Annotated in this window: 16 protein-coding genes; 5 read left to right on the top strand and 11 right to left on the bottom strand. The window is 62.5% G+C overall.

Annotated elements, in window-relative coordinates; translation table 11 throughout:
* Positions 1 to 75: 75 nt before the first annotated feature.
* A complete protein-coding gene (locus tag LHU53_RS06580; RefSeq protein ID WP_227331478.1) occupies positions 76 to 984 on the bottom strand; it encodes an inositol monophosphatase family protein in 909 nt (302 codons plus the stop codon).
* A gap of 102 nt (positions 985 to 1086) precedes the next feature.
* Between LHU53_RS06580 and LHU53_RS06575 the strand changes: the two genes are divergently transcribed.
* Positions 1087 to 1884, top strand: a complete 798-nt coding sequence (locus LHU53_RS06575; RefSeq protein WP_227331476.1) for an RNA methyltransferase — start codon at positions 1087 to 1089, stop codon at positions 1882 to 1884.
* Positions 1885 to 1893: 9 nt separating this feature from the next.
* Entirely contained in the window at positions 1894 to 2667 is a 774-nt protein-coding gene (cysE, locus tag LHU53_RS06570; RefSeq protein ID WP_227331474.1) for a serine O-acetyltransferase, read from the top strand.
* 134 nt (positions 2668 to 2801) lie between these two features.
* Here cysE and LHU53_RS06565 read toward each other — a convergent pair whose 3' ends face one another.
* From LHU53_RS06565 to yjgA, 3 genes are all read right to left on the bottom strand, one after another.
* Positions 2802 to 3836: a hypothetical protein gene (locus tag LHU53_RS06565; protein WP_227331472.1), complete on the bottom strand. Its 1035-nt coding sequence runs from the start codon at positions 3834 to 3836 to the stop codon at positions 2802 to 2804.
* A 96-nt stretch (positions 3837 to 3932) separates the two neighbouring features.
* Positions 3933 to 4526, bottom strand: coding sequence for a molybdopterin adenylyltransferase (gene mog / locus LHU53_RS06560; protein ID WP_227331471.1), 594 nt, complete (start codon positions 4524 to 4526; stop codon positions 3933 to 3935).
* Positions 4527 to 4528: 2 nt separating this feature from the next.
* Complete coding sequence (yjgA, locus tag LHU53_RS06555) at positions 4529 to 5188, bottom strand: ribosome biogenesis factor YjgA (protein ID WP_227331469.1); 660 nt, start codon at positions 5186 to 5188, stop codon at positions 4529 to 4531.
* Between the two features lie 74 nt (positions 5189 to 5262).
* Between yjgA and pmbA the strand changes: the two genes are divergently transcribed.
* On the top strand, positions 5263 to 6699 hold the full coding sequence (pmbA, locus tag LHU53_RS06550; protein WP_227331663.1) for a metalloprotease PmbA: 1437 nt from the start codon (positions 5263 to 5265) through the stop codon (positions 6697 to 6699).
* A gap of 103 nt (positions 6700 to 6802) precedes the next feature.
* Here pmbA and LHU53_RS06545 read toward each other — a convergent pair whose 3' ends face one another.
* From LHU53_RS06545 to LHU53_RS06525, 5 genes are all read right to left on the bottom strand, one after another.
* Entirely contained in the window at positions 6803 to 7954 is a 1152-nt protein-coding gene (locus LHU53_RS06545) for a branched-chain amino acid ABC transporter substrate-binding protein (RefSeq protein ID WP_227331467.1), read from the bottom strand.
* Positions 7955 to 8237: 283 nt separating this feature from the next.
* Positions 8238 to 8996 carry an amino acid ABC transporter ATP-binding protein gene (locus tag LHU53_RS06540; RefSeq protein WP_255631937.1) on the bottom strand — a complete coding sequence of 253 codons (759 nt, stop codon included), beginning with the start codon at positions 8994 to 8996 and terminating at the stop codon, positions 8238 to 8240.
* A 103-nt stretch (positions 8997 to 9099) separates the two neighbouring features.
* Complete coding sequence (locus LHU53_RS06535; protein ID WP_227331465.1) at positions 9100 to 10203, bottom strand: amino acid ABC transporter permease; 1104 nt, start codon at positions 10201 to 10203, stop codon at positions 9100 to 9102.
* A gap of 13 nt (positions 10204 to 10216) precedes the next feature.
* Positions 10217 to 11395 carry an amino acid ABC transporter permease gene (locus LHU53_RS06530; protein WP_227331463.1) on the bottom strand — a complete coding sequence of 393 codons (1179 nt, stop codon included), beginning with the start codon at positions 11393 to 11395 and terminating at the stop codon, positions 10217 to 10219.
* A gap of 137 nt (positions 11396 to 11532) precedes the next feature.
* Positions 11533 to 12567, bottom strand: a complete 1035-nt coding sequence (locus LHU53_RS06525) for an amino acid ABC transporter substrate-binding protein (protein ID WP_227331462.1) — start codon at positions 12565 to 12567, stop codon at positions 11533 to 11535.
* A 196-nt stretch (positions 12568 to 12763) separates the two neighbouring features.
* Here LHU53_RS06525 and LHU53_RS06520 point away from each other — a divergent pair, with 196 nt between their 5' ends.
* Together LHU53_RS06520 and LHU53_RS06515 are read left to right on the top strand one after the other, a co-directional pair.
* Complete coding sequence (locus LHU53_RS06520; protein ID WP_227331460.1) at positions 12764 to 13630, top strand: ion transporter; 867 nt, start codon at positions 12764 to 12766, stop codon at positions 13628 to 13630.
* Positions 13631 to 13694: 64 nt separating this feature from the next.
* A complete protein-coding gene (locus LHU53_RS06515) occupies positions 13695 to 14885 on the top strand; it encodes a serine hydrolase (RefSeq protein ID WP_227331459.1) in 1191 nt (396 codons plus the stop codon).
* Positions 14886 to 15441: 556 nt separating this feature from the next.
* On the opposite strand, the gene LHU53_RS06510 is transcribed toward LHU53_RS06515, so the two are convergent.
* Positions 15442 to 16548, bottom strand: coding sequence for a transglutaminase family protein (locus LHU53_RS06510; protein WP_227331457.1), 1107 nt, complete (start codon positions 16546 to 16548; stop codon positions 15442 to 15444).
* Positions 16545 to 19238: a circularly permuted type 2 ATP-grasp protein gene (locus LHU53_RS06505; protein ID WP_227331455.1), complete on the bottom strand. Its 2694-nt coding sequence runs from the start codon at positions 19236 to 19238 to the stop codon at positions 16545 to 16547. The genes LHU53_RS06510 and LHU53_RS06505 overlap by 4 nt, the downstream gene beginning before the upstream one ends.
* Positions 19239 to 19265 lie beyond the last annotated feature (27 nt).

Below are 19265 nucleotides of genomic sequence, written 5' to 3'. Positions count from 1 at the left end.
ATGACCCGCCATCCAGCACCCCGGATTCAAGGATTCCGGGGTCGGCGCCCGGGAGGAGCGCCAAGGCATCTCAAGCTAAAAGGGTGCGTCGGAGGCGGTCTGGCTGGGCTCGGCCGGGATGGCTGCGGCCATCTCGGCCACGGCAGCACGCACGGCGGCCTTGTCACCGGCCCCGGCAAACTTGCTGTACTTGCCCAAAATGCCGACCAACTGACCATAAATGCGTGGGTTGGCAGCCAGGCACTCGTGTTGTTCCATGAAGTCGGCGTCGCCCGACAGGTTGCCCACCAGGCCACCGGCCTCGGTGACCAGCAGCGAGCCCGCGGCCACGTCCCAGGGTTGCAGGTTTTTCTCAAAAAAGCCGTCGGTGAAGCCGGCCGCCACATAGGCCAGGTCCAACGCGGCTGCACCCGGGCGGCGCACACCGGCGGTGCGCTGCATGATGTCACCCAACATGCGCAGGTAATTGGGCAGGTCATCACCCGTGCGGTAGGGGAAGCCGGTGGAAATCAGGCACTCCTGCAGCCGGTTGCGTTTGGCGACCCGGATGCGGCGGTTGTTCATGTAAGAGCCGCGGCCTTTGGTGGCGGTGAACAGGTCGTTGCGGCTGGGGTCGTAAATGACGGCTTGTTCCACCTTGCCACGCACTGCCAGCGCGATGCTCACGCAGTAAATCGGCAGGCCATGGATGAAGTTGGTTGTGCCGTCCAGCGGGTCGATGATCCAGACAAACTCGGAATCACGCGCGCCGTGTTCACGGCCGGACTCTTCGGCCCAGATGCCGTGGCCAGGGTAGGCGCCCAGCAGGGTTTCGATGATCATCTGTTCGGAGGCCTGGTCGACCTCGGTGACAAAGTCGTTGACCTGTTTTTGCGAGACCCGCACGGATTCCACGTCGAGCGCGGCGCGGTTGATGATGGCCCCGGCAGCGCGGGCGGCTTTCACCGCCACATTGATCATTGGGTGCAGATTCGGAGAGTTCATGGTGGCTCGGTAGTGACCATGCTGTTGGTGGCATGGTGAGTTGTGGAGTGGCGCGGCACCCTCTCAGGGGCAGCGACAATCGGTCTATTTTAACGGCCCACCATGAAGACCCGATTCATCCTGATCAACACCAGCCATGCCGGCAATGTCGGCGCCGCTGCGCGCGCCATGAAAACCATGGGTTTTGACGATCTGGTGCTGGTGGCGCCACGCTGGGCCAATGTGCTGCGCCGCGAGGAAACCATCCAGCGCGCCAGTGGCGCCACCGATGTGCTCAAGAACTGCCGCATTGTCGACACGCTCGATGAGGCGCTCGATGGCATGAGCCACCTGTGCGCTACCGCCATGACCCCGCGTGACTTTGGCCCACCTACGGTGCGGCCACGTGAGCATTTTCAGTCGCTCGTGAAACAGGAACTGCTAGCCCAATCAGAGCAAGGGTTGGAGGCCGAAAAAGCATCCAACTCTGGGGTGGCTTTCCTGTTTGGCTCGGAGCGTTTTGGCATGGCCAACGAGGACGTGTACCGTTGCCATGTGTGCCTGAGCATCCCGAGCAACCCGCAGTTTGGCTCGCTCAACCTGGCCGCAGCTTTGCAGGTGATTGCTTATGACTGGCGCGAGGCGCTGGGCGGCTACCCGGTGCAATCGGCCACCGCAGCGCCCGCCCTGGCTGATGCGGCGCAGGTGGCAGGCATGCTGGCGCATCTGGAGCAGGCGCTGGTGTCGATTGATTTCCTCGACCCGCAGGCCCCCAAAAAACTCATGCCCCGGCTTAACCAGCTGTTTAACCGTGCCGGTGTCACCCAGGAGGAAATCCACATCCTGCGTGGTATGGCCAAGGCCATGCTCAAAGTGGCGCCCAAGCCCGAGTTGCCGCAGGTGTTGCCCGAAGCCAACTAGACTCCAGCGATGTTGTCCCGAATCCGATCCGATATCCAGTGCATTCTTGAACGCGACCCGGCTGCCCGCAGCCGCTGGGAGGTGCTGACCTGTTACCCCGGCTTGCATGCGGTCATCCTGCACCGGCTGGCCCATGCCTGCTGGACGCATGGCTTCAAGTGGCTGGGGCGTTTTGTCTCTCATATCACCCGGTTTTTGACGGGCATCGAAATCCACCCCGGCGCCACCATTGGCAACCGGGTGTTTTTTGACCATGCCATGGGCGTGGTGGTGGGTGAAACCGCCGAGATTGGAGACGACTGCACCATTTACCAGGGTGTGACGCTGGGCGGCACCTCGCTCTACAAAGGCGCCAAACGCCACCCGACGCTGGGGCGCGGTGTGGTGGTGGGTGCCGGGGCGCAGGTGCTGGGTGGTTTCACCGTGGGGGACGGTGCCAAAGTCGGCTCCAACGCCGTGGTGACCAAACCCGTGCCGGCCGGTGCTACCGCGGTGGGTAACCCGGCGCGCATCATCCAGGCCGAGTTGGATGTCAAACGCGAAGAGGCGGCCTCCAAAATGGGTTTTTCGGCCTACGGCGTGACGCAAAGCGACGACCCGCTGAGCCAGGCCATGCGGGGCCTGATCGACAACGCGTCCAGCCACGAGCACCAGATCGCCATGCTCTGGAAAGCCATAGAAACTCTGCAAACCAACCGGCACGAGCCTGACTGCGTGCCTGGCGACGCCACCCTGAGCGAGCATTTCGAGGCGGAAAAACTCAATCAGCTGGTGGGGAAATAGCGGCGTTTGGCGGCTGCCAGAAGGCGGTCTGGGCCGGGTCCGGGGGGTCAACCTCTGCCATCCCGTAACCCGCGACGGCATGGTTGCCCGGTCGTCGCTCAGGATGGCCGCCCCGGTGTGTCGTGTCGCCGAGATCAGATCACCGCTTGCAGCTTGGCAGACAACGTGCCAAGGTTGGCAAAGCTCAGGTCGTACATGGCGCTCAATCCGCTGGCTTGTTCGTCCGTGAGGTCGCTGGCGCAGATGATGAACTGGCTGCGGCTCAAGTTCAGGCGTTTCTTCAACTTCAGAAACTTGTCAATTTCGCGGCGGAACTCGCCGGTCTTGCACTCGATGTAGATCGGTGTCTGGCCGTCCAACAGGGTCATCACATCAATCTCGTGCAGGTCTTCGTTTTGAAAAACCACCTTCACATTGCGTGCACATGAGAACGGACGTTTTTTGGCCTTGAGCTGCGCCAGCAGTTCCACCAGCACAAACCACTCCAGCCAGCCGCCCTCAAAAAACTGCCGCACCGTCGGAGCGGTCTGCAGCGTAAGGCGGACGATTTTTTCGACTTTCTGGTAACGGTAAGTGGCAAACAGCGAGTGGCTGTGGAACTGGCGGCACAGGTTGTTGAGCGCCTGTGCGTCTTTCTGACTGAGGTTGGCCAATTCCAGATTGACGTTGCTGTGGCTGTTGCGGTAGGCCCAGCGGACGCGATCCAGCAGTTCGCCAAACAGCGCAAAGTTCTCACCCAGTGCGCGCGCTGCATCGTCAAAAAAGCCGGTGGTGTCGACGGCTGCGTAATCAAAACGGGCTTCGATCTGGCGTGCTTCGAACCACCGTTGGAGCGGCCGGTGCTGCTCGGGCGTGGCCAGCAGGGCCGTGTTGTGCAGGTTGAGCTGGTCCAGCGCCAAGGCGGGTGTCGTGGCGGTGGGTGCTGGTGCGGCCGTCACTGGCGGCTCCGGGGCTGCCCCTGGCATGGCTGGTGCGGGCTGGTCAGCCGCCTTCAGTGTCTCAATTTCACGCAGCGCGGCAAAGTAACGCTCGGTGAGTTTTTCGACAAAAAACACGGTGTTATAGACCGTGCTGGGGTGGGCGCAACGGCTGCAGGGGGTTTTGCCGCCGGGCAGCAGGGGAACGGTTTCAGCGATGAATCCACACTTGTTGCAGCGGTAGATGGGCATGATGACAAAGCCTGATGGTGGGGTGTGACAGCACTTAATTGCTCTACTTACAGGATCGACCGAGCCTTATTGGATAAGGCTGGTTATTTATTCTTCTTATGAAAATGTACGGATAGCCGTTTTGGGCCTGAAGGCCTTGCAGACCGCCGCATCCGCTTCCAGATACGGCCCGCCAATCAAATCAATGCAATAGGGCACCGCCGCAAAGATGCCGTTCACCAGCTGTTTGCCGTCCGCGTCCTTCAGGCCTTCCAGTGTCTCGGCAATGGCTTTGGGCTGACCCGGCAGGTTGATGATCAGCGTTTGGTCCCGGATCACCGCCACCTGGCGCGACAGGATCGCGGTCGGCACAAAGGCCAGGCTGATCTGGCGCATCTGCTCACCAAAACCAGGCATCTCCTTGTGCGCCACGGCCAGGGTGGCCTCGGGTGTCACGTCACGCAGCGCCGGGCCGGTGCCGCCGGTGGTCAGCACCAGGGCGCAACCGGCATCGACCAACGTGATCAGCGTGGCTTCAATCGTGGCTTGTTCGTCGGGAATCAGGCGCGCTTCAAACTGCAGCGGGTTTTTCAGGGCACGTTCCAGCCAGCTCTGCAGCGCGGGCAGGCCTTTGTCTTCGTAGATACCGCTGCTGGCGCGGTCGCTGATGGAGACGATGCCGATCTTGACAGGCGGGTAGGGGTTGGACATGGTCAGGACGCTTCCTGGGCTGGGCTGAAGGTGCTGGGGTGGATGGAAGCATCTGGCTCGGGGACGGCCATCAGGGCATCTCGCACCAGCTGGAATATTTCGCGGTAGGCGCGGCCATGGCGCACGGCAGCACCGGGTTTTTCGGGCACCGCATCCTTGCGGGCCTGGCGGATCAGCGCGCGCAATTGCTGGGTGTCGGTGCTCGGGTACTGCGCAATCCACTGGCCGGCGGCGTCGTCCTGGCTGATCAGCCGGTCGCGCCAGATTTCGGCCTGGTGCAGCGCCAGGTTGTCCGCGGCAGAGCCATTGGCCTGCTCGTCGAGCGCGGCGCGTACCTGCTCCACCTCAGCCGCTTCGAGCTTGCGCATCATCTTGCCGATGTACTGCATCTGGCGGCGCTTGCCCTCGAAGTTGGTGATGCGTTTGGCCTCAAGAATCGCGTCCTTGAACTTGTCGCTCAAGGGCAGGCGCGCCAGCAAGTCGGCGCGCAGGGTCAGCAGCGCTTCGCCGAGTTTTTGCAGCTCGGTGCTTTCGCGTTTGAGGTCGGTGCGGCTCTGCTCATCGGTGCCCTTGAGCTCGGCTTTGAGCTCGATATCGCGCTCGCTGCCCTCGGCCACAAACTCGCCGCGCACAAAATAGCCTTTTTTCAGTTTTCTTGACATAGCCAAGTATCATAGCCGCCGCTATGAACTACCCCCAACGGCCCGCGCGTGCCCGCCACGCAGCCGCCTCCACCATGCCTTCCACCGCTTCCACATCCACCCCTCGCAAACGCACTTCTGCTGCCACGGCCCCTTCGCAAACAGCGCCGAAAGCTGATGCCGGTTTCGCCTACAGCCGGGCGTTTTTTGAAGACCTGGTGGACAGCGCCATGCACCACGCCAAGAAAATCGGTGCCACCGACTCGTCTGCCCACGCCTCCGAGGGCTGCGGGCTGAGCGTGTCGGTGCGCAAGGGCGAGTTGGAGAACGTGGAGCGCAACCGCGACAAATCGCTGGGCATCACCGTGCACCTGGGTCAGCGCCGGGGCAACGCCAGCACCTCGGATTTTTCGCAGCAAGCCATTGAGCAGACCGTGCAGGCGGCGTTTGACATTGCCCGCTTCACCGCCGAAGACCCGTTTGCCGCGCTGCCCGACGAGGCCGACATTGCCCAGCCGAACGAGCAGCGCACCGACCTGGAGCTGTTTTTCCCCTGGGCCATCACCAGCGAGCAGGCCGCGCAGTTGGCCTTGCAGACAGAAAACGCAGCACTGTGTGTGGACAAGCGCATCACCAACAGCGAAGGCGCGGGGGTGTCGGCGCAGCAATCGCACTTTTTCAGCGCGCACACCCACGGTTTTCGCGGCGGGTACGCCAGCTCGCGCCATTCGGTGTCGGTGTCGCCGATTGCTGGCAAAGGCAAAAACATGCAGCGCGATTATTGGTACAGCTCGCAGCGCGATGCGGCCGACCTGGCTTCGCCCGAGGCGATTGGCCGCTACGCCGCCGAGCGCGCTTTGAGTCGCTTGCATGCCCGCAAGATCCCCACCACCGAATGCCCGGTGCTGTTTGAGTCCCCGCTGGCAGCCGGTTTGCTCGGCACGTTTGTGCAGGCGGTGAGCGGCGGTGCGCTTTACCGCAAGAGTTCGTTTTTGCTGAATTCTCTGGGCAAGCAGGTGTTTCCCAAACACATCGACATCCTGGAAGACCCGTTTGTCAAGCGTGCCAAGGGCAGCTCGCCGTTTGACGACGAAGGCGTGCGGGTGCAGGCGCGCAGCGTGGTCGAGGCGGGCAAGGTGCAAGGTTACTTTCTGGGCAGTTACTCGGCGCGCAAGCTGGGCATGGCAACCACCGGCAACGCGGGTGGCTCGCACAACCTGACGCTCACCTCGCGCCTGACCCGTGCTGGCGACAACCTGGACGCCATGCTGGAAAAATTAGGTACCGGCCTGTTTGTCACCGAGCTCATGGGCAGCGGTGTCAACAGCGTCACCGGCGACTATTCACGCGGCGCCAGCGGTTTCTGGGTGGAAAACGGTCTCATCGCCTTTCCGGTGGAAGAGATCACCATCGCCGGCAACATGAAAACCATGTTCAAGGACATCGTTGCCGTCGGGGCCGACGCTTACAACCAAGGTGCGAAAACGGTGGGTTCGATCCTGATCAAGAAGATGAAGGTGGCGGGCAGCTGACGTGCCAGCTTGGGCTGGCCACCCGGTATGACAAGCCGCCCCGCTGCGCCGTGACAGCAGGGCAGGCCTCTGGCACCGCCACGGTGCCAGCGGGTTGGCCAGATCAGTTCAGCGCCGCACGCACGTTGTCTTTGTAGGTGTAGAGCGTGACGGCTGGGGCGGTCAGCTCACCTTTTGGCGTGAAGGCGATGTTGGCGGTGATGCCTTTGAACTGGGTCTTGCCGATGAACGGCACGTACACCTGCGGGTCCACCGAGTTGGCGCGCTTCATGGCGTCCACCAGCACAAAGGTCGCGTCATAAGCGTAGGGGCTGTAGATCTGGAACTGGCCAGGGAAACGGGCGTCGTATTTCTTCTTCCACTCGGCCCCGCCTTGCATCTTTTGCACGGAGGCGCCGCCGGTGGCGCAGGTCACGTTTTTGACCGTTCCCGCTTTGCTGGACAGCTCGACCAGTTTCTCGGTGCACATGGCGTCACCGCCAAAGTACTTGACGTTGGCCAGGCCGAGCTGCTCCATCTGGCGCAACATCGGGCCGGCTTGGGCGTCCAGGCCGCCGTAGAAAATGGCGTCGGGTTTCTTGGCCTTGATGGCGGTCAGGATGGCGGTGAAATCGGTGGCCTTGTCGTTGGTGTATTCCATGGCAAGCACTTGAATGCCTTTTTGCTCGGCCGTGGCTTTGAACACGTCAGCCAGGCCCTGGCCGTAGGCAGTGCGGTCATCGATGACCGCCACCGTCTTGATCTTGAGCGCGTCGTGCGCAAAGTAGGCCAGCGCCGCACCCAGCGCGTTGTCGTTGGCAATCAGCCGGTAGGTGGTGTTGAAGCCACGTTTCGTCACGTCGGGGTTGGTGGCCGCTGCAGTGATGTGCGGCAGGCCACACTTGTTGTAGATGCTGGACGCCGGAATGGTGGTGCCCGACTGCAGGTGGCCGACCACGCCTGCCACTTTGGAATCGCACAGCTTTTGCGCCACGGCGGTGGCCTGGCGCGGTTCGCCCGCGTCGTCTTCGGCGGCCAGCTCAAACTTGATGCGCTTGCCACCAATCACCGGACCTTGCGCGTTGAGGTCGTCAATGGCCATGCGCACGCCGTTTTCCGTGTCTTTGCCGATGTGGGCAATGCCGCCCGAGGTGGGGCCGGCGTGGGCGATGCGCACGGTTTGAACGTCCTGCGCGTGGGCCAGGGAGGCGCACAGGGTCAGCGCGGCGGCGGCAGTCAGATGGAGCGAACCGGTGAATAAAGACTTTTTTTGCATGGCATTGATGTGGTTGAAAGTGAATGTCGACAAGCACAAGGTTAACTTGGAAGAGCAGTTTGTCATCCCGGATGCGAGGCGCCCGTCCTGAGCCACGTTCCGGGGTGATCCATGGATGGCGGACCTTGCCCGCAATGACCGTCATTTTTCATGCGTCGCGGTAACTTGGCTGCCGTGTCAAATAACCCTGAACCACAGATGCTACTACGCGCACCGGTTCGGTGCGCTTGACTTGGGCTTGGATCAATCCAAGTCAAGCGAGATTTCAGTGGCTAATGGGCGCTCAGTGCCCCAAAATTTTGGACAAAAAGTCTTTGCTGCGTTCACTTTTGGGGTGATTGAAGAAGTCGTGCGGGTTGTTCTGCTCAACGATCTGGCCTTGATCCATGAAGATCACCCGGTCGGCCACGGCCTTGGCAAAGCCCATTTCATGCGTCACGCAGAGCATGGTGATGCCTTCATCGGCCATGGTGATCATCACGTCGAGCACTTCCTTGATCATCTCGGGGTCCAACGCGCTGGTCGGCTCGTCAAACAGCATGATTTTGGGCTTGAGGCACAACGCCCGCGCAATCGCCACCCGCTGCTGCTGGCCACCCGAGAGCTGCAGCGGGTACTTGTGGGCCTGTTCGGCAATGCGCACCCGCTGCAACTGCACCATGGCCTTGTCTTCGGCCTCTTTTTTGGGCATCTTGCCCACCCACATCGGTGACAAAGTCAGGTTTTCCAGCACGGTCAGGTGCGGAAACAGGTTGAACTGCTGGAACACCATGCCCACTTCTTTGCGCACCTGGTCGATGGCTTTCACGTCGTCGGTCAGCTCCACACCATCGACGATCAGGCGGCCTTGTTGGTGCTCTTCGAGGCGGTTGATACAGCGGATCAGCGTCGATTTGCCCGAGCCGGATGGCCCGCAGATGACGATGCGTTCACCCTTGGCCACGTTCAGGTCAATGTCGCGCAGCACATGGAAGTTGTTGCCGTACCACTTGTTGACTTTGTCGAAAGTGATGATCGGTGGGGTGCTTGGGGTGTCAGCCATGGTGATTGTTGGTTGAATGCATGAATCGGTTGAGGGCGAAACAAGTCTCAAAGTGTTGGGGACAGAGCAAATTTGCTTTGCAAATCTTGGTCTGTCCCGCAAGTTATCTGAGCTTGCTTTTGTTCACCTGCTGTTCCACCCAGCGGCTGTAGCGCGACATGGAGAAGCAGAAAACAAAGTAGATCAAGGCGATGAAGAAGTAGCCTTCAATGATGTACGGGCGCCAATTGGCGTCTGAATTGACACCGAGTTTGAGTGCGCCGGTCAGCTCGTACAGGCTCACAATCGTCACCAGCGAGGTGTCTTTGAAGGTGGAAATGAAGTTGTTCATGATGCCCGGCACCACCATCGCCAGCGCTTGCGGCAGCACAATCTTGCGCTGGGTTTGCCAGTAACTCAGCCCCAGCGTCGCGGCGGCCTCGACCTGGCCTTTGGGGATGGCCTGCAGCCCGCCGCGAATCACCTCGGCCATGTACGCTGCGGCAAACAGCGTGATACCCACCAGCACCCGCAGCAGCACGTCAATCTGCGTGCCTTGGGGCATGAACAGCGGGAACATGAACGAGGCCATGAACAGCACCGAAATCAGTGGCACGCCGCGGATCAGCTCCACGTAAATCGTGCAAAAGCTGCGGATGGCCGGCAGCTTGGAGCGCCGCCCCAACGCCACCAGCAGGGCAATCGGGAAACACAGCACCAGCGAGAGTGACGACAGCAAAATGGTCAGCGGCAAGCCGCCCCAGCGGTCGGTGTCCACCTGGGTCAGGCCGCCGACATGGCCGTACATCAAGGCAAAAAACACCGCCAAGACGACCAGCCACAGCAGTGGGAGCCAGGCTTTCCAGAAGCTGCGCATACAGCTCAGCACCAGCAAGCCGGTCAGCAGGAGGGTGGCGATCAGCGGGCGCCACTGTTCTTCATACGGGTAGCGGCCAAAAATGATGATGCGGTATTTTTCGGCGATCACGCCCCAGCAGGCGCCCACACCTTCGGCGCTGCAGGCTTCAAAGCGAGGCGCCCAACTGGCGGTGATGAAAGCCCAATTGATGATCTGCGGCACGTACCACAGCAGCACCGCGCCAATCAGCACGGTAGAGAGGGTGGTTTGCCAGTCGCCCATCAGGTTGGTTTTGATCCAGGCCAGCGGACCTTCGGTGTTGACCGGCGCCGGGCGCGCCGGAATCGGTTGGAACGTGGTTGCATTCATGGTGGGGCTCCGTTCAACGCTCTTTGATCGCCGCGCGGCTGTTGTACCAGCCCATCAGCAGCGAGGTGCCCAGCGAGGTGGTCAGGTACACCAGCATCACGATGGAGATGCACTCCACCGCGCGGCCGGTCTGGTTCAGCGCGGTGTTGGCGATCGACACCACATCCGGGTAACCGATGGCCACTGCCAGCGATGAATTTTTGGTCAGGTTCAGGTACTGGTTGGTCAGCGGCGGGATGATCACGCGCAGGGCTTGCGGCAGCATCACCAGCCGCATTTCCTGCTGGTGCGACAGGCCCAGCGCCGAGGCCGCTTCGCTCTGGCCGCGCGGCACCGAGGCAATGCCGCCGCGCACCACTTCGGCGATGAACGAGGCGGTGTAGAGCGTCAGGCCAATCAGCACCGCCAGAAATTCAGGCGTCAGGGCGCCGCCGTTTTCGATGGAGAAATCGCCCTTGATGGGGCGGTTCAATTCGGTCGGGGCGCCACCCAGCGCCCAGCCGACCAGGCTGCAGCTGACCAGAATCAGCACCGGTACCCAGATAGCGCTGCGCAGTTGGCCGGTGGCTTCAAACTGGCGCCTGGCCCAGCGGCGGTAAACCAGCACCAGCGCCACGCCGCCCAGCAGCCCGAAAGCTGCCCAGAGCTGGCCTGTGGCCCACACCGGAATCGGGAAGTTCAGCCCGCCTTTGGACAAAAAGAACGAGCCAAGTTGCCAGGCACTGTCAGACGACGGCAGTGTCTCGGTCAGGATCACATACCACATCAGCAGCTGCAGCAACACCGGAATGTTGCGGAACGCTTCGACATAAGACAGGCACAGCCCGCGCACCAGGGCGTTGCGTGAGAAGCGGCCCATGCCCAGCAGCGTGCCCAGCAGGGTCGACAAAATGATGCCCAGCAGCGCCACCCGCAAGGTGTTGGTCACACCCACCAGAAACGCGCGCCAGTACGACTCTTCGGAGTCAAACGGGTACAAGCTCTCGCCAATGTCAAAACCGGCGGCTTGCGCCATGAAGTCAAAGCCGCTCTGGATGCCACGCACGCGCATGTTGACCAGGGTGTTGTGGGCCAGAAACCAGACCACACCGGCGATGGCGATGATGGCCAGCAGCTGGTACACCAGCCCGCGAAACGCCTGACTTCGCCACGACCAGCTGGTTTTTTTGGGGGCGGGGGTGTGAATGCTCATGGTGCGACTCGCCCGCAGGCGCCTGATGAATCCAGAGCGTGAACCGGTTGGGTCATGCTGAAAGAGGTCATGCCAAAAAAAGGCGCTGCGCGATTCGCCAGTGCGATATCAGGCAGCGCATGGCGACAGACCGTGGTTTAGCGCACCGGGAAGGCGTACATCAAGCCGCCTTTGTTCCACTGGTTGTTGACACCACGGGGCAGGGCCAGTGCCGATTTGGGACCGACATTGCGCTCGAAAATCTCACCGTAGTTACCGGTGGCCTTGAGGGCACGGGCCATCCATTCCTTGTCCAGACCCAGCAGCTTGCCGGTGTCTTCGGTGGTGCCCAGAATGCGCTTGACCACCGGGTCGGTGCTGGAGGCTTTCATCGCATCCACATTGGCTTGGGTGATGCCGTACTCCTCAGCTTCGAGCAGGCCGTAGATCACCCATTTGACGATGGCATACCACTCGTCGTCACCGCGGCGCACCATCGGGCCCAGCGGTTCCTTGGAGATCAGCTCGGGCAGGATGATGTGGTCTGCTGGCACCTTGGCCACCTTGTTGCGGGTGGAGGCCAGGCCGGAGGCGTCGGTGGTGTAGGCGATGCAACGGCCGGTGAAGTAGGCGTTTTCAGCAGCTTCGAGCTGTTCGAACACCACCGGCTTGATGCCCAGGCCCTTGGCCTTGGAGTAGTCGGTGAGGTTCTTCTCGGTGGTGGTGCCGGACTGCACGCACACCGTCTGGCCCTTGAGCTGGGTGGCGCTCTTGATCTTGCTCTTGGCTGGCACCATGAACCCCTGGCCGTCGTAGTAGGTCACCGCCGTCAGGTTCAGGCCCAGGGATGCGTCACGGGTCAGGGTGAAGGTGGTGTTGCGCGACAGCACATCCACTTCGCCGGACTGCAGCGCGGTGAAGCGTTGCTGCGCGTTCAGCGGCACGTATTTCACTTTCTCGGCGTCACCCAGCACGGCGGCCGCCACGGCGCGGCAAATGTCCACATCCAGCCCTGACCATTTGCCGGTGGAGTCGGCAGCGCCGAAACCGGCCAATCCGGTGTTGGCGCCGCAGATCACCTGGCCCCGCGCCTTGATGCTGTCCAGGGTTTTGCCCGCGTGGGCGGGCAGGGCGGCTAACGTACCGATGGCAACGGCGATGACCGCCAGTGTTTTGACTGTGCTGATACGCATGAGTGAAGTTCTCCAGTTGATAAAAAATTTCAGATTAACAGTGCCTAGTGACCCGGCGTATCGGGGTTTACGCTGCCATGGCGGGGGCCGCTGGCGTCACGCCAGCGCACAGGGGTCGTTGTCATCAAGCAGCAAGCGTGCCATGGGGGCGAGACGGTGCAAAATGGGCGCTGTCTGAAACCCTGCAAGGCCCGCTGTGTCAAATTCGAAAGCTGAAATCCTGGGCAAGCCACTGACTGGCTGGCGCTTGCAGGTCTACACCGTCATTTTTGAGGCGGACACCCGCGCCGGGCGCCTGTTTGACCAGCTGCTGATCGCCGTCATTTTGACCAGTGTGGCGGTGGTGGCGGCCGACAGTGTGCACAGCATCAATGTGCGTTTTCACCGCGAATTGACGCTGGCAGAGTGGTTTTTCACTTTGATCTTCACCGTGGAATACCTGGCGCGGCTGGCCTGTGTGCGTCACCCCTGGCAGTACGCCCGCAGTTTTTATGGCGTGATCGACCTGCTGGCGGTTTTGCCCACCTATCTGGCCCTGTTGGTGCCCGAAGTGGGGGCGCTGATTGACGTGCGCGTCTTGCGCCTGCTGCGGGTGTTCCGGATCTTCAAGCTCACCGCCTATGTGACGGAGTACCAGGCCATCGGGATGGCGTTGCGGGCCAGTCGCCGCAAGATTTTGGTGTTTCTGGCGGCGGTGATGATGATTGTGCTGGTGATCGGCACCCTGATGTACGTGGTGGAAGGTCCGGCCAATGGCTTCACCAGCATCCCCACCTCGGTCTACTGGGCCATCACCACCATGACCACCGTGGGCTTTGGCGACATCACCCCCAAGACCGATCTGGGGCGCCTGATTGCCTCCCTGATGATGCTGCTGGGCTGGGGCACACTGGCGGTGCCCACCGGCATCGTCACCGCCGAGATGACGTATGCGCGCAGAGCCACCGTCACCACCCGCACCTGCCAGGAGTGCCTGACCGAAGGCCACATGCCCGATGCCAACTATTGCCGCCACTGCGGCGCCGTGCTGGGTAGCTACGCCCATGAGGGGCGTGCGCCCTGAAACGGGTCCAGCCCAAACTGCCATGCACCATTGCCGTGCCAAACCAACGCTAGGAAGCCCCAAAATGACTTTGACCGCCATCTCCCCCGACAAAGTGGGCCTGCGCCCACAACGCCTGCAGCAACTGATGCACGTGCTGCAGCGCGAGGTGGACAGCCAACGCCTGCCTGGCGCCGTGGCCGTGGTCGCCCGTCACGGCAAGACCGCGCTGCTGCAAAGTGTCGGCCAGCTCAACCCGGCCACCGGGGAGGCCATGCACAACGACGCGCGCTTTCGCATCTATTCCATGACCAAACCCATCGTCTCGGTGGCGGCCATGATGCTGGTGGAGCAGGGTCGCCTGCTGCTGGCCGACCCGGTGGCCAAACACCTGCCGGAATTTGCCGGGCAGAAAGTGGCGGTGAACGAAGGTGGCACGCTGGAACTGCAACCCGTGCAGCGCGACGCGACCGTGCACGACCTGCTGCGCCACACCGCCGGCATGACCTACGAGTTTTTGGGCAGCGGCCCGGTGCAGCGGCAATACGCGCAGCTGCGCCTGGGCTCGCGTGAGCGCAGTCTGGCCGATTTCACGCAGCAACTGGCCGCCCTGCCACTGATGTACCAGCCCGGCCAGGTGTTTGAATACAGCCGCGCCACCGATGTGCTGGGCCGCGTGGTAGAGGCCATCGCCGGACAACCCTTGCAACAGTTCATGCAGGAGCAGATTTTTGATCCGCTGCGCATGCCCGACACCTCGTTCACCGTGCCGCCCGAATTTCACGGTCACATCGCCGAGCCGTTCGCCCGCGACCCCGACGGCGGCTTGCAGATGAAGGTGATTGACGTGCGCACCGACGCCGCGCTGGCGTCTGGCGGCGGCGGGCTGATCTCTACCGCGCAGGACTACGCGCGCTTTTTGCAGTTCATGCTCAACCGCGGCGAGTTGGATGGCGTGCAGCTGCTGGGTCCCCAAACGGTGGATTTCATGACCACCGACCACCTGGGCGACATCCCCGTGGCGCCCGGCGGTTCCCGCGCACTGCTGCCTGCGGGGCATGGTTTCGGGCTGGGGTTTGCGGTGCGCAAGCATTTGGGCGTGGCGCCGGTGCCGGGCTCGGTGGGCACCTATTTCTGGGGTGGTCTGGCGGGCACCTCGTTTTTTGTCGACCCCAAGCTGGACATGTTCGCTTGCCTGATGCTGCAGGCGCCGAACCAGCGCGAGTACTACCGCATGTTGTTTCGCGACATGGTGTATGCGGCGGTGATGGATTGAGTTATCCAAGAAATCTGCCTGTAGCCATTGTTGGCTAAGTGGTTGCTGCTATTTTTTTGTGACTTTGGACAGGTTGCAGCAACGCACGGCGGGGCGACTGGGTGATGTGCGTGCGGTTTTGGGGCGAAATCACGCGCGGGGTGACGCTGTCAATGCGCGAGCCATTTGGGTCGCGCGCCTTTCGCCCCAAAGCCCGGTCACATCACCCAATCACCCCGCCTAACCGCGGTGGAAAACAGCCGAAATGGCCGCAGAACAAACCGCTGACAGACCTTTGTAAACGCAGTTGTCACTGAGGTATTCGGTTAGAGGTATTCCTCCATGATTCGCGATGTTGCGCATTTGGAGGCAAGGTGGTAGCCGCAAGCGGTTTTTTCCACCATCTCAAACAGTGTTGAGGCAGGGTGATTGAGTGATGTGACCGGGCTTTGGAATGAAAGGCGCGCGTCAACAGCCCGTTGCGAACTTGAACCTCCGCCCCGCGCGTGATTTCGTTCCAAAACCGCATGCACATCACCCAGTCGCCCTGCCGGCGCGCGCAGGCTTGGCGATAGGGTCAACGCGCGTCGGTGTCACCCCGGTTGAAGTGCCAGTCACTCATCTGGACGTTCGACTTCAGGCTGCTGGCATCAAATTGAACCGATTGCAGCCCCGGATGTGTGTTGCTCGTCAGCTGATCCTGGCTTTGACCTTGACCTTGCGTCTGGCTTTGCCCGGTGCCCTGCGCTGGCCGCCTTGGTGGCTCGATGGGTGCCACCGGCTCCACCGTCACCCCCACCGTCAACACATGGCTGGCACCGCCGTGGATCACACCGCGCATCGGTGATACGTCGGAGAAGTCGCGGCCAATCGCCAGCGTCACATAGTCTTCGCCGGGTGAGGGCCAGCCGGCGCGGTCGTTGGTGGGGTCCAGGTCCACCCAGCTGGCTTCAAACGCGGGTGTGGTGGCGGTGGCGCTCTGGGCTGGCAGGTAGACCGAGGCCCAGGCGTGTGACGCGTCGCTGCCGCGCAGTTTGACCGTGCCCGGCGCGGCAGCGGTGAGCAGGTAGCCGCTCACATAACGCGCCGCCAACCCCATCGAGCGCAGGCAGGCGACAAAAATGTGGGCAAAGTCCTGGCACACGCCTTTGCGCTGCGCCAGCGCCTGCAGCGCCGGGGTGTTGACCTCGGTGCTCAGGCTCTCGTAGGTGAAGTCGCGGTAGATGCGGTGCATCAGGTCCAGCGCACACAGCAGCAGGCCCTGGCCCGGCGGGAAGCTGGGCCGGGCGTAGCTGGCAAAGTCACTGTGGTGCGGCGCCATGCTGGAGGCAAACACAAACTCGTTGGCCGCATCGAACGTGGCACCGGCGTGGTAACGAAACCGTTCGCGCACGGCCTCCCAGGCGATCAGGTTGTGCGGCAGGTTGCTGGGCTGGGTCAACACCTCGCTGGTGGCCACCACACGCAGGCGCCGGTGCGGCACCTGCAGCGCAAAAAAGTGCCGGGTGTTGCCAAACACATCCCGCGTGGCGCTGGTTTGGGTGGGCTGCGGGGTGATCTCCAGCCGGTGGCTCAGCAGCTGCTGGTCCGGCGTATTGAGCGGCGTCAGGTAGGCCATGTGCTGCGCCGTTTCCACCGCCGGCTGGTACTCGTAGACCGTTTCGTGGCTGATGGCCAGCCTCATAGGGCCCCCACGCTGTGGTTGCTCAGGCCGGCATGGGTGAAATAAGTGGCGCTGATGTCCTCCGACACCTCATAGGCGGCGTTGCTGCATTGGTGCAGCACGGAGCGCAGCAGTTCATAACTTGGTTCGTCACCTGACGCTGCAGCGGATGTGACCGGGGTCACCAGGTCGGGCGCGCGCTCGCACAACTGTGCCAGCCCCCAGGCGTTGGGGTTGGGCACCTTGAGCGACAAAGTGCAGAGTTCGTTGGGGTTACTGCCGGCCAGTTTGGCCAGACGCCCGCGCAGCGTGTGCGCCACCCAGGATACCGATCGCGGGTTGTCGCGGTCAATCACCAGCAAGTCCACCAGCGCGGCCATGTCGCGGCTTTGCTGGAACTCGGCGTGGAAGGTGATGGCGTTGTCAAACAGTTCCAGCATGGCATCAAAGCCGCTGTCGGTTTCCAGGCTTTTGCACTGGATGGCCTGGTTCAGGGCGGTCGACAAAAAGCCCAGGCGTTCGATGTGGCGGCCAATGCTCAGCAGCCGCCAGCCGTCGTCCCGGGTCATGCGGTCGGTCTGCGCGCCGGTGATGGCGGCCATGTGGTCGCTGGTGTCTTTGAGGATCTGCAGCGCCTGCTGGACGGGCATGTCGCCGCGTTGGCGGTGTTCGGCAAAGCGGGCAAACAGCACTTCTTCAGCGCGGGTGATGATGCGCCAGTGTTCCTGCGACAGGCGCTCGCGCACGCTCGATGCCGCCATCTTCAGGGCGCGCAAGTAAAAGCCGACGCTGGTGGCGTTGCGGGTGCTGCCCAGGCTGTCAATGAGGGCGCGCTCAAACACCCGCGGCGCCTGCAGCGGGGTCGGTACACCGGGCAGCACCAGGGTGTTGGCCACGGCCATCTGGCCCAGCCAGGTCAGCAGGGGCGCACTGGAGGGGTCTTCACCGTGCAGGCATTCGAGGGTCAGGCGTGCCAGGCGCAGCGCGTTTTCGGTGCGTTCGGTGTAGCGGCCCAGCCAGAACAGGTTTTCGGCGGCGCGGCTGGTCACCAGGCGCTTGCGCTGCATCAGGCTCTCAGGCGTCAGGTGCGGGTGCACCAGGGTGGCGTGGTCGACTTCGCCGGTGGTCAGTGCCCATACGTCGGCACTGCTGCCGCCGCGCTGCATGGAGGTGATTTCTTGTGAGCTGCTGGCCACCCGCGCCAGCCCGCCGGGCAACACACGCCAGCCCTGGGCGCCGTCAGACACGGCAAACACCCGCAGCATCACCGAACGCGGCACCAGGCGGGGCGGGTCGATGGACGGGTCAGCCGGACCGGCGGCCTGCCAGGTGGGCATCTGCGACAGCGGGGTGTAGGCCTGCACCGTGTGCTCTTCGGGGTGGCGCACGATGCGCCCGGCCCATTCATTGAGCGCCTGGGGCGTTTGTTTGGCGCCCAGCACCGCGTCAAAACTGGCATGGCTGCTGGAGCCCGGGTAGGTCGGTTTGATGGCGCATTCTTGGAGGCGCGCCAGCGCGTCGAACATGGCACCGCCTTCGCCGCACCACCAGGTGGGCAGGGCGGGCAGACACAACTCTTCATCAAACAGATGCCGTGACAGCGCGGGCAAAAAGCCCAGCAGCGCTGGGGATTCCAGAAACGCCGACCCCGGTGTGTTGGCCACCAGCACGTTGCCCGCGCGAATGGCCTGCAGCAGGCCCGGCACACCCAGGGTGGAGTCGGCGCGCAGCTCCAGCGGGTCCATGTACTCGTCATCCACGCGCTTGAGCAGACCGTGCACCGGCACCAGCCCTTTGAGGGTCTTGAGGTACAGGTGCTCGTCGCGCACCAGCAGGTCGCTGCCTTCCACCAGGGTCAGGCCCAGATAACGCGCCAGGTAAGCGTGTTCAAAATAAGTTTCGTTGTACGGGCCGGGTGTCAGCAGGGCCAGGTGTGCATCCATCCCCATCGGGCTCAGGGTGCGCAGGCTGTCCATCAGCGCCCGGTAGGTGCTGGCCAGGCGCTGCACCCGCAGCTCGTCAAAGGCAGTGCCAAATTGGGCTGCGATGGCGAGACGGTTCTCCAGCAAATAACCCAGGCCGGACGGCGCCTGGGTGCGTTGGCCCACCACCCACCAGTTGCCGTCGGGCCCGCGCGCCATGTCAAAGGCGGCAATGTGCAAATAACGCCCGCCCACCGGCTGGATGCCATGCATGGCGCGCAAATAACCCGTGTGACCATGCACCAGCGCTGGTGGCAAAAAGCCCGACGCCAGCAGCTCTTGCGGGCCATACACATCGGCCATGACGTGTTCGAGCAGGCGCACACGTTGCAAGACACCGGCTTCGATGTGTTGCCAGCTGGCGGCATCCACCAGCAGCGGGAACAGGTCCAGCGACCAAGGCCGCTGCGGGCCGTTTTCGTCGGCATAGACGTTGTAGGTGATGCCGTTGTCGCGGATCTGGCGCGCCAGCGCTGTGCTGCGCTGGTTCATGTCAGCCGCCGTGTCGTCACGCAGTGTCTTGAAGAACCCTGCCCAATTCGGGGTGATGACAGGGCCGGGAGCCCCCGATTGTTCAGCCTCTTCAGCGGCCTGGTGGGCACCGTCAGAGACTACCCCACGCAGTTCGTCCAGGTGCCCGCGCGATGCCTTGTAGCGCGCCACCAGTTCAGCCAGGCCAGGATTTGCCGGGCTGGCGTCGGTGGGTGGGGACAATTTGGCGGGCTTCATGGCGGCGAGTATGCCAGCGAAGTCACG

Origin of the sequence: Rhodoferax sp. U2-2l (assembly GCF_020594515.1) — a bacterium.
Classification (GTDB): domain Bacteria; phylum Pseudomonadota; class Gammaproteobacteria; order Burkholderiales; family Burkholderiaceae_C; genus Rhodoferax.
Note: the sequence above shows the minus strand (reverse complement) of the source record. Positions and strands in the feature narration are given on the sequence as shown.

Bases quoted from the DNA above. Each gene is read 5' to 3' on its own strand.
- LHU53_RS06515 (WP_227331459.1), top strand. From the start codon at position 13,695: ATGACTTTGACCGCCATCTCCCCCGACAAAGTGGGCCTGCGCCCACAA.
- LHU53_RS06530 (WP_227331463.1), bottom strand. From the start codon at position 11,395: ATGAGCATTCACACCCCCGCCCCCAAAAAAACCAGCTGGTCGTGGCGA.
- LHU53_RS06505 (WP_227331455.1), bottom strand. From the start codon at position 19,238: ATGAAGCCCGCCAAATTGTCCCCACCCACCGACGCCAGCCCGGCAAAT.
- LHU53_RS06540 (WP_255631937.1), bottom strand. From the start codon at position 8,996: ATGGCTGACACCCCAAGCACCCCACCGATCATCACTTTCGACAAAGTC.
- LHU53_RS06575 (WP_227331476.1), top strand. From the start codon at position 1,087: ATGAAGACCCGATTCATCCTGATCAACACCAGCCATGCCGGCAATGTC.
- LHU53_RS06565 (WP_227331472.1), bottom strand. From the start codon at position 3,836: ATGCCCATCTACCGCTGCAACAAGTGTGGATTCATCGCTGAAACCGTT.
- LHU53_RS06510 (WP_227331457.1), bottom strand. From the start codon at position 16,548: ATGAGGCTGGCCATCAGCCACGAAACGGTCTACGAGTACCAGCCGGCG.
- LHU53_RS06580 (WP_227331478.1), bottom strand. From the start codon at position 984: ATGAACTCTCCGAATCTGCACCCAATGATCAATGTGGCGGTGAAAGCC.
- LHU53_RS06545 (WP_227331467.1), bottom strand. From the start codon at position 7,954: ATGCAAAAAAAGTCTTTATTCACCGGTTCGCTCCATCTGACTGCCGCC.
- yjgA (WP_227331469.1), bottom strand. From the start codon at position 5,188: ATGTCAAGAAAACTGAAAAAAGGCTATTTTGTGCGCGGCGAGTTTGTG.
- pmbA (WP_227331663.1), top strand. From the start codon at position 5,263: ATGCCTTCCACCGCTTCCACATCCACCCCTCGCAAACGCACTTCTGCT.
- LHU53_RS06535 (WP_227331465.1), bottom strand. From the start codon at position 10,203: ATGAATGCAACCACGTTCCAACCGATTCCGGCGCGCCCGGCGCCGGTC.
- cysE (WP_227331474.1), top strand. From the start codon at position 1,894: ATGTTGTCCCGAATCCGATCCGATATCCAGTGCATTCTTGAACGCGAC.
- LHU53_RS06525 (WP_227331462.1), bottom strand. From the start codon at position 12,567: ATGCGTATCAGCACAGTCAAAACACTGGCGGTCATCGCCGTTGCCATC.
- mog (WP_227331471.1), bottom strand. From the start codon at position 4,526: ATGTCCAACCCCTACCCGCCTGTCAAGATCGGCATCGTCTCCATCAGC.